The 12,505-nt window shown below is 56.3% G+C and carries 12 protein-coding genes; 10 read left to right on the forward strand and 2 right to left on the reverse strand.

The window, feature by feature from the left end:
• The 6 genes from yjjG to ACQG11_RS12845 all read left to right on the forward strand — a co-directional run bounded on the left by yjjG (position 1) and on the right by ACQG11_RS12845 (position 5,523).
• Entirely contained in the window at positions 1 to 678 is a 678-nt protein-coding gene (yjjG, locus tag ACQG11_RS12820; RefSeq protein ID WP_022646980.1) for a pyrimidine 5'-nucleotidase, read from the forward strand.
• Between the two features lie 92 nt (positions 679 to 770).
• Complete coding sequence (gene prfC / locus ACQG11_RS12825; protein ID WP_022646981.1) at positions 771 to 2,360, forward strand: peptide chain release factor 3; 1,590 nt, start codon at positions 771 to 773, stop codon at positions 2,358 to 2,360.
• Between the two features lie 304 nt (positions 2,361 to 2,664).
• On the forward strand, positions 2,665 to 3,282 hold the full coding sequence (osmY, locus tag ACQG11_RS12830) for a molecular chaperone OsmY (RefSeq protein WP_022646982.1): 618 nt from the start codon (positions 2,665 to 2,667) through the stop codon (positions 3,280 to 3,282).
• A gap of 125 nt (positions 3,283 to 3,407) precedes the next feature.
• Complete coding sequence (locus ACQG11_RS12835; RefSeq protein WP_003856556.1) at positions 3,408 to 3,569, forward strand: DUF1328 domain-containing protein; 162 nt, start codon at positions 3,408 to 3,410, stop codon at positions 3,567 to 3,569.
• A gap of 122 nt (positions 3,570 to 3,691) precedes the next feature.
• The gene (locus ACQG11_RS12840) at positions 3,692 to 4,744 is read left to right on the forward strand and encodes a patatin-like phospholipase family protein (RefSeq protein ID WP_023299272.1); all 1,053 of its coding nucleotides are present in this window, start codon (positions 3,692 to 3,694) and stop codon (positions 4,742 to 4,744) included.
• Positions 4,741 to 5,523 carry a TatD family hydrolase gene (locus tag ACQG11_RS12845; RefSeq protein WP_022646984.1) on the forward strand — a complete coding sequence of 261 codons (783 nt, stop codon included), beginning with the start codon at positions 4,741 to 4,743 and terminating at the stop codon, positions 5,521 to 5,523. Before ACQG11_RS12840 ends, ACQG11_RS12845 begins: the two co-directional genes overlap by 4 nt.
• Here ACQG11_RS12845 and ACQG11_RS12850 read toward each other — a convergent pair.
• Both ACQG11_RS12850 and ACQG11_RS12855 read right to left on the reverse strand, forming a co-directional pair.
• Complete coding sequence (locus tag ACQG11_RS12850) at positions 5,518 to 6,378, reverse strand: YjjW family glycine radical enzyme activase (protein WP_022646985.1); 861 nt, start codon at positions 6,376 to 6,378, stop codon at positions 5,518 to 5,520. The two genes, ACQG11_RS12845 and ACQG11_RS12850, sit on opposite strands and share 6 nt — an antisense overlap.
• Complete coding sequence (locus ACQG11_RS12855; protein WP_063163157.1) at positions 6,353 to 7,888, reverse strand: YjjI family glycine radical enzyme; 1,536 nt, start codon at positions 7,886 to 7,888, stop codon at positions 6,353 to 6,355. Before ACQG11_RS12855 ends, ACQG11_RS12850 begins: the two co-directional genes overlap by 26 nt.
• 263 nt (positions 7,889 to 8,151) lie before the next feature.
• On the opposite strand from ACQG11_RS12855, the gene deoC reads away from it, so the two are divergent.
• From deoC to deoD, 4 genes are all read left to right on the forward strand, one after another.
• Entirely contained in the window at positions 8,152 to 8,931 is a 780-nt protein-coding gene (gene deoC, locus ACQG11_RS12860) for a deoxyribose-phosphate aldolase (RefSeq protein WP_038415274.1), read from the forward strand.
• A 100-nt stretch (positions 8,932 to 9,031) separates the two neighbouring features.
• Positions 9,032 to 10,354, forward strand: a complete 1,323-nt coding sequence (deoA, locus tag ACQG11_RS12865; RefSeq protein WP_426728419.1) for a thymidine phosphorylase — start codon at positions 9,032 to 9,034, stop codon at positions 10,352 to 10,354.
• A gap of 53 nt (positions 10,355 to 10,407) precedes the next feature.
• Positions 10,408 to 11,631 carry a phosphopentomutase gene (deoB, locus tag ACQG11_RS12870; RefSeq protein WP_063146396.1) on the forward strand — a complete coding sequence of 408 codons (1,224 nt, stop codon included), beginning with the start codon at positions 10,408 to 10,410 and terminating at the stop codon, positions 11,629 to 11,631.
• Between the two features lie 125 nt (positions 11,632 to 11,756).
• Positions 11,757 to 12,476, forward strand: coding sequence for a purine-nucleoside phosphorylase (gene deoD / locus ACQG11_RS12875; RefSeq protein ID WP_003856538.1), 720 nt, complete (start codon positions 11,757 to 11,759; stop codon positions 12,474 to 12,476).
• Positions 12,477 to 12,505 lie beyond the last annotated feature (29 nt).

The raw sequence follows: 12,505 nt of genomic DNA on the forward strand, positions 1-12,505 counted from the left end.
ATGAAATGGGACTGGATTTTCTTTGATGCCGACGAAACGCTGTTTACGTTTGACTCGTTCGGCGGCCTACAGCGGATGTTTCTCGACTATAGCGTGACGTTCACCGCGGAAGATTTTCAGGACTATCAGGCGGTGAACAAGCCGCTGTGGGTGGATTACCAGAACGGAGCCATCACCGCGTTACAGCTTCAGCATCAGCGTTTTGACGTCTGGGCTGAACGGTTAAACATCAGTCCTGGGGTGCTGAACGAGGCCTTCCTGAATGCGATGGCGGATATCTGCGCGCCGCTGCCCGGCGCCGTTTCTCTGCTGGATTCGCTGAAAGGGAAGGTGAAGCTTGGGATCATTACCAACGGCTTTACCGCGCTTCAGCAGATCCGCCTTGAACGCACTGGCTTGCGCGATCATTTCGACGCGCTGGTGATCTCCGAAGAGGTAGGCGTGCCGAAGCCGGATCCGCGTATTTTCGATTATGCGCTGGCGCAAGCGGGCAATCCTGACCGCGATCGCGTGCTGATGGTGGGGGATACGGCAGAATCTGATATTCTGGGAGGTATGAGATCGGGCCTGTCGACCGTCTGGCTGAATGCGCATGGCCGCACGCTGCCGGAAGGCATCGAGCCGACCTGGACCGTAACGTCATTGAACGAACTGGAGCAGCTCCTGTGTAAACAATGATTGCCTGCCCCCTGTTGATGGGTAAAATAGCCGCATTTTTCGTATTCCATGATGCGCGGCCTGCTGCCGCGCTTACCTAAGAAGAATTGATTATGACGTTGTCTCCTTATCTGCAAGAGGTGGCCAAACGCCGCACTTTTGCCATTATCTCGCACCCGGATGCCGGTAAAACGACCATCACCGAGAAGGTGCTGCTGTTCGGACAGGCGATCCAGACCGCGGGTACCGTTAAAGGCCGTGGCTCCAGCCAGCATGCTAAATCCGACTGGATGGAGATGGAAAAGCAGCGTGGTATTTCGATTACCACCTCCGTGATGCAGTTCCCGTATCATGACTGCCTGGTGAACCTGCTGGACACCCCGGGGCACGAAGACTTCTCCGAAGATACCTACCGTACCCTGACGGCCGTGGACTGCTGCCTGATGGTGATCGACGCCGCGAAAGGTGTTGAAGATCGTACCCGCAAGCTGATGGAAGTCACTCGTCTGCGCGATACGCCGATCCTTACCTTTATGAACAAACTCGACCGTGACATCCGTGATCCGATGGAGCTGATGGATGAAGTGGAAAACGAGCTGAAAATCGCCTGCGCGCCAATCACCTGGCCGATTGGCTGCGGCAAGCTGTTCAAAGGGGTTTACCACCTCTATAAAGACGAAACCTACCTGTATCAGACCGGTAAGGGCCACACTATTCAGGAAGTCCGCATCGTGAAAGGGCTGGACAACCCGGAGCTGGACGCCGCTGTCGGTGAAGAGCTGGCCGCGCAACTGCGCGATGAGCTTGAGCTGGTCAAAGGCGCCTCTCACGAGTTCGACAGAGAACTGTTCCTGAGCGGTGACATTACCCCGGTCTTCTTCGGTACCGCACTCGGCAACTTCGGCGTTGACCATATGCTCGACGGTCTGGTTGAGTGGGCCCCGCAGCCGATGCCGCGTAAAACCGACACCCGCGAAGTAGAAGCGAAGGAAGAGAAGTTCTCCGGCTTCGTCTTTAAAATTCAGGCCAACATGGACCCGAAACACCGTGACCGCGTCGCCTTTATGCGCGTGGTTTCCGGTAAGTACGAAAAGGGCATGAAGCTGCGTCAGGTGCGTATTGGTAAAGACGTAGTGATTTCCGACGCGCTGACCTTCATGGCGGGCGACCGTTCCCACGTGGAAGAAGCCTATCCGGGTGACATCATTGGTTTACACAACCACGGTACCATTCAGATCGGCGATACCTTCACGCAGGGCGAGATGATGAAGTTCACCGGTATCCCGAACTTCGCGCCGGAACTGTTCCGTCGCATTCGCCTGCGCGATCCGCTTAAGCAGAAGCAGCTGCTGAAAGGCCTGGTCCAGCTTTCGGAAGAGGGGGCTGTACAGGTGTTCCGCCCTATCGCCAACAACGATCTGATCGTGGGCGCGGTGGGTGTGCTCCAGTTTGACGTGGTAGTTGCCCGTCTTAAGAGCGAGTACAACGTGGAAGCGATTTACGAATCGGTGAACGTGGCGACCGCGCGCTGGGTTGAATGTTCAGACGTGAAGAAATTCGAAGAGTTTAAGCGTAAGAACGAAGTTCAGCTGGCGCTGGACGGTGGCGATAATCTGACCTATATCGCCCCGACTATGGTTAACCTGAACCTGACGCAGGAACGTTATCCCGACGTTCAGTTCCGCAAAACGCGCGAGCATTAATTCCCTCACAGAGCACGGCAGCCGCCGTGCTCTTCTTTAATTCCAGTGTTATTAAACCCTTGCGGAATGTTCTTAATTCAACGTAATTTTTCGCTATTCGTTCGTTTTTTCCCCAATTCTGAATGCACCCCTCTGATTGTGATCTATATTTAACTCAGTGTTTAGCACCGGGCGTGGATGAATTAACTGTTCAATGCATGTCCACTGGTTCTCCATTTCGCCCGTGTGTTAATTCGCAATATATAAAACCAAGATTTAGGGAAGTATGTCGCCCAAATAACGGGCAAAACACAGGAATAAATCGATGAATATGACAAGACTGAAGATTTCTAAAACTCTGCTGGCCGTAACGTTGGGTAGTGTCCTGGTAAGCGGTTCTGCTCTGGCGGAATCCAGCACCATGGATAAAGCGCAAAATACCGCTAATACCGCAGGGGAAAAAATCGATAGCTCTATGAATAAAGTCGGTAATTTCATGGATGACAGCTCTATCACAGCAAAAGTGAAAGCCGCACTGGTGGATCATGAATCCATTAAGAGCACCGATATTTCTGTTAAAACCGACAACAAGGTTGTCACTCTGAGCGGTTTCGTTGAAAGCCAGACCCAGGCTGAAGAGGCCGTTAAAGTAGCGAAAGGCGTTGAGGGCGTAAGCTCTGTAAGCGACAAACTGCACGTACGTGACAGCAAAGAATCGTCGGTGAAGGGCTATGCCGGAGATGCAGCAACTACCAGCGAAATCAAAGCTAAACTGTTAGCTGACGACATCGTGCCATCCCGTATGGTGAAAGTTGAAACCACCGATGGCGTGGTCCAGCTGTCCGGTACGGTTGAGAACCAGGCACAAAGCGATCGTGCCGAGTCAATTGCGAAAGCTATTGATGGTGTGAAAAGCGTCAAAAACGATCTGAAAACGAAGTAAAGCAGTACCACTCGCCCGTCTGGCTGAAAACCGCGGGCGAAATAAAAACGACTCTGGAAAAGCCGGTGAGTGACCTGAGCGCTCACGTTTAGCGGCCGACATTAACTATGGTAAAGGAGAGGCTTATGTTTCGTTGGGGCATTATATTTCTGGTTATCGCGTTAATTGCCGCCGCATTGGGCTTTGGTGGACTGGCGGGTACCGCGGCATGGGCAGCGAAAATTGTTTTCGTCGTCGGTATTATTCTGTTCCTGGTCAGCCTGTTTACGGGTCGACGTCGCCCGTAGCAAACGCAATAGTTATTAAACAAACTCAAGCCAGTCCTCGTGACTGGCTTTTTCTCGTTTGAGAACCATCGGGAATGTGCGTTACTGTGTCTCATCAAAATAATGAAAACAGGAAGGCAGAGGTGGGGCAACGAATTCCCGTGACGCTCGGCAATATTGCGCCGCTGACGTTAAAACCGTTTCATGCAGGCCAGCTTGCGCTGGTCTGTGAAGGGGGTGGGCAGCGCGGTATTTTCACCGCCGGCGTACTCGACGAATTTATGCGCGCGCAATTCAACCCGTTCGATCTCTACTTCGGTACCTCTGCCGGGGCGCAGAACCTCTCCGCCTATGTCTGCAACCAGCCCGGCTATGCGCGCAAAGTGATTATGCGCTACACCACCTCCAAAGAATTCTTCAATCCGGTACGCTTCGTGCGCGGCGGGAACCTGATCGATCTCGACTGGTTACTGGATGCCACCTCCAGCCAGATGCCGCTGGCCATGGATACCGCGTCACGACTGTTCGATACCGGCAAAGCGTTCTGGATGTGCGCCAGCCGTGGCGATGACTATTCACCGGGTTACTTTTCGCCGCAGAAAGAGAACTGGCTGGATATCATTCGCGCTTCCAGCGCGATCCCGGGTTTCTACCGTACCGGCGCGCTGCTGGAGGGGATAAACTATCTTGACGGCGGTATCAGCGACGCGGTGCCGGTACAGGAGGCCGCACGGCGCGGGGCGAAAACCATTGTGGTGATCCGCACGGTGCCTTCTCAGATGTATTACACCCCACAGTGGTTTAAGCGGATGGAACGCTGGCTGGGCGACAGCAGCCTGCAACCGCTGGTGAATATCGCGAAGCAGCATGAAACCACCTACGGCGCGATGCAGCGTTTTATTGAAAAACCACCGGGCAAGCTGCGCATCTTTGAAATTTACCCGCCGAAGCCGCTGCTGAGCATGGCGCTGGGCAGTCGGCTGCCTGCGTTGCGTATGGATTACAAAACGGGGCGGCTATGCGGGCGATACTTCCTGGCGACCGTCGGGAAAATGCTGGCCGAGCAACCGCCTCTTCATCGGCATAAAAGCATCATATTGCCACCCGCTAGTGTGGCCAATGACGCGGTGGCGATGCCGTTGGTGGACGCGCCGCAGGCCAACGACGGCATACTCGATAACGAGGACCTGGCGTGACGCACTCTTTTATCGATACCCATTGCCACTTTGATTTCCCGCCGTTTAGCGGGGAGGAAACGTCAAGTATTGCGCGTGCGGCTGAGGCAGGTGTGAGAGCCATTATTGTGCCCGCTATTGAAGCGGCGAGATTCGAGAAAGTCCTGGCGCTTGCCCAGGGTCACGATGCGCTGTATGCCGCGCTGGGTCTGCATCCGATCGTGATTGAGCACCATCTTGATGACCATCTCGACAGGCTGGATGCCACGCTGCAAAACGCGGATACGAAGCTGGTTGCCATCGGTGAGATCGGCCTCGATCTCTATCGTGAAGATCCGCAGTTTGAACGCCAGCAGACGATCCTGGATGCGCAGCTCCGGCTGGCAAAGCGCCACGATCTGCCGGTGATCCTCCACTCCAGGCGCACCCATGACAAACTGGCGATGCACCTGAAGCGCATCGACGTGCCGCGCAGGGGCGTGGTCCATGGTTTCGCTGGAAGCCTTCAGCAGGCGCAGCGTTTTATCGAGCTGGGCTATAAAATTGGTGTCGGTGGCACTATCACCTATCCGCGTGCCAGCAAAACCCGGGATGTGATGGCGCAGCTCCCCCTGTCTTCGCTCCTGCTGGAAACGGATGCCCCTGACATGCCGCTCAATGGTTTTCAGGGCCAGCCCAACCGCCCGGAGCAGGCGGCGCGCGTTTTTGATGTGCTGTGTGAGCTGCGTCAGGAGCCTGAAGATGTGATTGCCAGCGCGCTGCTGGAAAATACTCGCGCAGTCTTCGGCATCACGCTATAGATAAAGGGCCGGGCGGATCACCGTGATCTGCTGCCGTTCCAGGGCCTGCGCCAGCGGCTCGATGTCCTCCGGCGCGGCGCTCCGCCATCGCGCCGCCTCCCCGTAAACCCCATGGGCATGAAACGCGTTGATCCGCACCGGAACGTTCCCCAACGCGTGGATAAAAGCGGTCAGCGATGACAAATGTTGCAGATAATCACACCGATCGGGGATCACCAGCAGGCGCAGCTCCGTCAGGCGATGACGATCGGCCAGCCAGCGGATGCTCTGCTTGATCAGCGTGTTTTCACGCCCGGTCAGAAAACGGTGATGTTCATTGCCCCAGGCTTTCAGATCCACCATCGCGCCGTCAAACACCGGTAACAGCTTTTGCCAGCCGGTTTCGTTTAACAGGCCGTTGCTGTCCACCAGGCACGTCAGATGGCGCAGGGACGGATCGGCTTTGATCGCGGTGAACAGCGCAACCACAAACGGCAGCTGCGTGGTGGCCTCACCCCCACTGACGGTCACGCCCTCAATAAACGGCGCGGACGTGCGGATCCGTGAGAGGATCTCCTCGACGCTGTATCGCTGCGCCATCGGCGTCGCCTGCTGCTGACACAGGTGCAGGCAGGTATCGCACTGCTGACAGTGACTCTCCTGCCACCAGACGCGCCCGGCCTGAATCGTCAGCGCATCATGAGGACAGTGGGGAACACAGTCGCCGCAGTCGTTGCAGCGCCCGATGGTCCACGGGTTGTGGCAGGTTTTGCAGCGCAGGTTACAGCCCTGGAGGAACAGCGCCAGGCGGCTGCCCGGCCCGTCCACGCAGGAGAAGGGAATAACCTGACTAACTAAAGCGCATCTGCTGTTCATGGCTTATCACGCGTGGCTGACGTTCCAGAATACGGGTATTGCGCGCGGCCTCCTCGCCGAGCCAGGTGGTGTTGGTGCGCGAGCCGGCCTCCCGATATTTCTCCAGGTCGGAGAGCCGCACCATATACCCGGTGACGCGCACCAGGTCGTTTCCGGCCACATTCGCGGTGAACTCACGCATACCGGCGTTGAACGCTCCCAGGCACAGCTGCACCACCGCCTGAGGATTGCGTTTAACCGTCTCATCCAGGGTGAGAATATCGCTGATCCCCGAATGATAGTGTTTATGGTGCGGGGCTACGGCCAGCAGGTGGCTGATGGGATCTGGCTCGTCACCGTACGGCAGACGCGCCCCCGGCGTGGTGCCTGAATCAGAACTGATCCCTGACTGCGCGTGCAGCATCGCGTGGTGCTGCCAGCCGTGTTTCACCGGCGTGTTTTCAACGAACGCCGCCAGCTGTTCACTGATGCGGTAACCCAGCGCATTGGCCTGCTCGTTTTTACCGTACCGTCCCGTAATGCCTGCTTTCTCGCACAGCACGTTTACCGCTTCGGCCAGACCGTACATGCCAAACATCGGTACAAAACGATCGGCATCAATCAGCCCCTCTTTCACCAGGAAGCTATTCTCAAAGAAGCCGGATTGTTCATATAAAAAATCGCAGCGCGCATTAATGATCGCGATTTGTTGCTGGCAGTAGTGGGGAAGGGTACGGGTGAAAAAGTCTTCCGGTGAGCGGCTGTGCTCCGCAATCGCTTTCAGGTTAAGGCGCACCAGCGTGCTGCCGCCGCCCGCCAGCGGCAGGGAGTTGTAACAGCTCACCACGCCATAACGACCTTTTGTGAAAATTTTATCATTCACCGGGCCATTGGAAATATGCGGCTTACTGCACTCACAAATGTTTTTCGCCACGCTCAGCAGCAGATCGTCAGGGGTGACGTCCGGGTCGTAAATAAAGGTCAGGTTCGGCGCGACCTGCTTCAGATCTGCGTCCGCTCGCAAAATAGCACGCGTGACGGGCGTATCCGCCGGGCCGATATTGGCATGCATAAAGGCATCGGGCAGGGTTCTGTCCAGGTAACGCCAGAAACGTTTTATTCGGCTATCGATTTCATCCTGTGTTAGAATTTTAACATATGGGTTGAGTATCTCATCGAGCTGACCCAGATAGACTGGCATCGATGTGACGGACGGAACATGGTGATAAAGGATAGTGAGCAGTGAGAGGGCATCATCCAGATCTTTCGCCCCTTCCAGCTCCAGCCATTCTGAGCCGTTAGCCAGAAATTTAGCGTAGTCCGGCAGCACGTAGCGCGGTTTGTAAGGCGCATGACCTTCGAACATGTCGCAGATGTATCCCTCGTCCAGCGCGGCGCGGGCCGCCTCTGGCAGAGCGGGATAGAACAGATTGTTCTCCGCTTCCAGCGCCAGAAAATGACGTTTTTGTTCCGGGGTTAACACCGGGCTGGTCACAATGTGCTGGCATCGTTGTTGCAGGGCGTCGGGCATGTTCAACTTCCTTGAGGGTTCTGCGGATGGTGAACGAATTGTAAGAAGCCAGCCTGCCGGGGCTTTTGATCCGACAGGGGGTATCGCTGCTTTTGTCGGCGGTTGACGCATGAAAGTTTGAAGAAGATCTCATTACAGTAATGCAAATTTGCACACAGTTTTCATTAACTGTGATGAATGTCGAAGTGTGGATGCGGGTGAATGTTAGAATACTCACAGACCCGCAAGGTAAAATTTATACGGCACTGCCGTTGGAGAATGTTATGACCGATTTAACTGCAAGCAGCCTGCGCGCGTTGAAACTGATGGACCTGACCACCCTGAATGATGACGACACCAATGAAAAAGTCATCGCCCTGTGCCATCAGGCAAAAACGCCAGTGGGTAATACCGCCGCCGTCTGTATCTACCCGCGCTTTATCCCGATTGCCCGCAAAACGCTGAAAGAACAGGGCACGCCGGACGTGCGCATTGCGACCGTGACTAACTTCCCGCACGGTAATGACGACATCGAGATCGCGCTGGCGGAAACCCGCGCGGCGATTGCGTACGGCGCAGACGAAGTTGACGTGGTATTCCCGTACCGCGCGCTGATCGCCGGCAACGAGCAGGTCGGTTTTGACCTGGTGAAAGCCTGTAAAGACGCATGTGCGGCGGCAAACGTGCTGCTTAAAGTGATCATCGAAACCGGCGAGCTGAAAGAAGAGTCGCTGATTCGTAAAGCGTCTGAAATCGCTATCAAAGCGGGCGCGGATTTCATTAAAACCTCTACCGGTAAAGTGCCGGTCAACGCGACTCCGGAAAGCGCGCGCATCATGATGGAAGTTATCCGTGATATGGGCGTGTCCAAAACCGTTGGCTTCAAACCGGCAGGCGGCGTGCGTACCGCAGAAGACGCGCAGCAGTTCCTGGCGATTGCCGACGAGCTGTTCGGCGCCGACTGGGCGGACTCCCGCCACTACCGCTTCGGCGCGTCCAGCCTGCTGGCCAGCCTGCTGAAAGCGCTGGGTCACGGTGACGGTAAGAGCGCAAGCAGCTACTAAGTTTGAATTGCCGGGTGGCGCTACGCTAACCCGGCCTACAGGATCGTAGGGCGGGTCAACATACCCGCCGCCATTCACCCGATTCCGCATGGAGGTTACCGTGTTTCTCGCACAAGAAATTATTCGTAAAAAACGTGATGGTCATGCATTAAGCGACGAAGAGATCCGCTTCTTTATCAACGGCATTCGTGATAACACCATCTCTGAAGGGCAGATTGCGGCTCTGGCGATGACCATTTTCTTCCACGATATGTCGATGCCTGAGCGCGTGTCCCTGACCATGGCGATGCGAGATTCAGGAACCGTTCTGGACTGGAAAAGCCTCAACCTCAACGGCCCGATTGTGGACAAACACTCCACCGGCGGCGTGGGCGACGTGACCTCCCTGATGCTTGGCCCGATGGTGGCAGCCTGCGGCGGTTACATCCCGATGATTTCCGGGCGCGGCCTGGGTCATACCGGCGGTACGCTCGACAAACTGGAAGCCATTCCGGGCTTCGATATCTTCCCGGATGACAACCGCTTCCGCGACATTATTAAAGACGTTGGCGTGGCCATTATCGGCCAGACCAGCTCTCTTGCGCCAGCAGACAAGCGTTTCTACGCGACGCGTGACATTACCGCGACCGTAGACTCCATCCCGCTGATCACCGCCTCTATCCTCGCCAAAAAGCTGGCGGAAGGGCTGGACGCACTGGTGATGGATGTGAAAGTGGGCAGCGGCGCGTTTATGCCGACCTATGAACTCTCTGAGGCGCTGGCTGAAGCGATCGTTGGCGTTTCCAACGGCGCGGGCGTGCGCACCACCGCACTGCTGACGGACATGAACCAGGTGCTGGCGTCCAGCGCCGGTAACGCCGTTGAAGTCCGCGAGGCCGTGCAGTTCCTCACAGGCGAATACCGTAACCCGCGCCTGTTCGATGTCACCATGGCGCTGTGCGTTGAGATGCTCATCTCCGGCAAGCTGGCCAAAGACGACGCTGACGCGCGCGCGAAGCTTCAGGCGGTGCTGGACAACGGCAAAGCGGCGGAGATCTTTGGTCGGATGGTGGCGGCGCAGAAAGGCCCGGCCGACTTCGTGGAAAACTACGCGAAATACCTGCCCACCGCGATGCTCAGCAAAGCGGTCTATGCGGACAGCGAAGGCTTCGTCTCGGCTATGGATACCCGCGCGCTCGGCATGGCGGTCGTGTCTATGGGCGGCGGTCGTCGTCAGGCATCGGACACCATTGATTACAGCGTCGGCTTTACCGATATGGCCCGTCTGGGCGACAGCGTTGACGGCCAACGTCCGCTGGCGGTGATCCACGCGAAAGACGAAGCCAGCTGGCAGGACGCGGCGAAAGCGGTGAAGGCGGCAATAACTCTTGACGATAAAGCACCGGAAACCACACCGACGGTCTATCGTCGTATCACTGAATAGCGGTATACTGATCTGATCGCATTTTTATGAAGCACTAAGTACGGAGAACAATTATGAAACGTGCATTTATTATGGTGCTGGACTCATTCGGCATCGGCGCAACCGAAGATGCAGAACGTTTTGGTGACGTGGGTTCCGATACCCTGGGTCACATCGCGGAAGCCTGTGCAAAAGGCGAAGCGGACAACGGTCGTAAAGGCCCTCTGAACCTGCCAAACCTGACCCGCCTCGGGCTGGTAAAAGCGCATGAAGGTTCTACCGGTAAAATCGCAGCCGGTATGGACGGAAACGCGGAAGTGGTGGGTGCCTACGCGTGGGCGCACGAGCTCTCTTCCGGTAAAGATACGCCGTCCGGTCACTGGGAAATCGCTGGCGTGCCGGTGCTGTTTGACTGGGGTTACTTCTCCGATCACGAGAACAGCTTCCCGCAGGAGCTGCTCGATAAGCTGGTGAAGCGCGCCAACCTGCCGGGCTACCTCGGCAACTGCCACTCTTCCGGTACCGTGATTCTGGATCAGCTCGGCGAAGAGCACATGAAAACCGGCAAACCGATTTTCTATACCTCTGCTGACTCTGTGTTCCAGATCGCCTGCCACGAAGAGACGTTTGGCCTGGATAAACTGTACGAGCTGTGCGAGATCGCCCGTGAAGAGCTGACCGAAGGCGGCTACAATATTGGCCGTGTTATCGCGCGTCCGTTTATCGGCGACAAAGCGGGTAACTTCCAGCGTACCGGCAACCGTCACGATCTGGCCGTGGAGCCACCGGCGCCGACCGTGCTGCAAAAACTCGTCGACGAGAAAGACGGCCAGGTCATTTCCGTAGGTAAAATCGCGGACATCTACGCTAACTGCGGCATCACCAAAAAGGTTAAAGCGACCGGTCTGGATGCGCTGTTCGACGCCACCATCAAAGAGATGAAAGAAGCGGGCGACAAGACCATTGTCTTCACCAACTTCGTGGACTTCGACTCCTCCTGGGGTCACCGTCGCGACGTCGCCGGGTATGCTGCGGGTCTGGAGCTGTTTGACCGCCGTCTGCCAGAGTTGATGGAGCTGGTGGGGGAAGATGACATTCTGATCCTGACCGCTGACCATGGCTGTGACCCGACCTGGACCGGTACCGACCACACCCGTGAGCACATTCCGGTGCTGGTGTACGGCCCGAAAGTCAAACCGGGCTCGCTGGGTCATCGTGAAACCTTCGCGGACATCGGCCAGACGATTGCGAAATACTTTGGTACGTCTGACATGGAATATGGCAAGGCTATGTTCTAAACGGATTGGGTGAGGCCTGATGCCCTCACCCCGACCCTCTCCCTGTGGGAGAGGGAGAAGAGAATGTAGGCCGGGTAAGGCGCAGCCGCCACCCGGCAAAAACAACAATGTAAAAGGAACTGAAGATGGCAACTCCTCACATTAATGCAGAAATGGGTGATTTCGCTGACGTCGTATTGATGCCGGGCGACCCGCTGCGCGCGAAACACATTGCAGAAACCTTCCTGGAAGACGTGCGTGAAGTGAACAACGTGCGTGGCATGCTGGGCTTCACCGGTACCTATAAAGGCCGCAAAATCTCCGTGATGGGTCACGGCATGGGTATCCCATCCTGCTCCATCTACACCAAAGAGCTGATCACCGATTTCGGCGTGAAGAAAATCATCCGTGTCGGCTCCTGCGGCGCGGTGCGCATGGATGTTAAGCTGCGTGACGTGGTGATCGGCATGGGCGCGTGCACCGACTCTAAAGTCAACCGCATTCGCTTTAAAGATCATGACTTTGCGGCCATCGCTGACTTTGACATGGTGCGTAACGCGGTTGACGCAGCAAAAGCGCTGGGCGTTGACGCGCGCGTGGGCAACCTGTTCTCTGCCGATCTGTTCTACTCGCCAGAAGGCGATATGTTCGACGTGATGGAAAAATACGGCATTCTGGGCGTAGAAATGGAAGCGGCCGGTATTTACGGCGTGGCGGCTGAATTCGGTGCGAAAGCGCTGACCATCTGCACCGTGTCTGACCATATCCGTACTCACGAGCAGACCACCGCTGCCGAGCGTCAGACCACCTTCAACGACATGATCAAAATCGCGCTGGAATCCGTTCTGCTGGGCGATAAAGAGTAAGAGCTGTTGTGCCGGGTGGCGGCCTCGCC

The organism is Enterobacter cloacae complex sp. 372C4 (genome assembly GCF_050030615.1).
GTDB lineage: Bacteria > Pseudomonadota > Gammaproteobacteria > Enterobacterales > Enterobacteriaceae > Enterobacter > Enterobacter intestinihominis.

What these genes read in the sequence shown, in the direction of transcription:
- ACQG11_RS12835 (WP_003856556.1), top strand. Translation starts at nt 3,408, where the DNA reads ATGTTTCGTTGGGGCATTATATTTCTGGTTATCGCGTTAATTGCCGCC.
- prfC (WP_022646981.1), top strand. Translation starts at nt 771, where the DNA reads ATGACGTTGTCTCCTTATCTGCAAGAGGTGGCCAAACGCCGCACTTTT.
- deoC (WP_038415274.1), top strand. Translation starts at nt 8,152, where the DNA reads ATGACCGATTTAACTGCAAGCAGCCTGCGCGCGTTGAAACTGATGGAC.
- osmY (WP_022646982.1), top strand. Translation starts at nt 2,665, where the DNA reads ATGAATATGACAAGACTGAAGATTTCTAAAACTCTGCTGGCCGTAACG.
- yjjG (WP_022646980.1), top strand. Translation starts at nt 1, where the DNA reads ATGAAATGGGACTGGATTTTCTTTGATGCCGACGAAACGCTGTTTACG.
- ACQG11_RS12855 (WP_063163157.1), bottom strand. Translation starts at nt 7,888, where the DNA reads ATGCCCGACGCCCTGCAACAACGATGCCAGCACATTGTGACCAGCCCG.
- deoB (WP_063146396.1), top strand. Translation starts at nt 10,408, where the DNA reads ATGAAACGTGCATTTATTATGGTGCTGGACTCATTCGGCATCGGCGCA.
- deoD (WP_003856538.1), top strand. Translation starts at nt 11,757, where the DNA reads ATGGCAACTCCTCACATTAATGCAGAAATGGGTGATTTCGCTGACGTC.
- ACQG11_RS12850 (WP_022646985.1), bottom strand. Translation starts at nt 6,378, where the DNA reads ATGAACAGCAGATGCGCTTTAGTTAGTCAGGTTATTCCCTTCTCCTGC.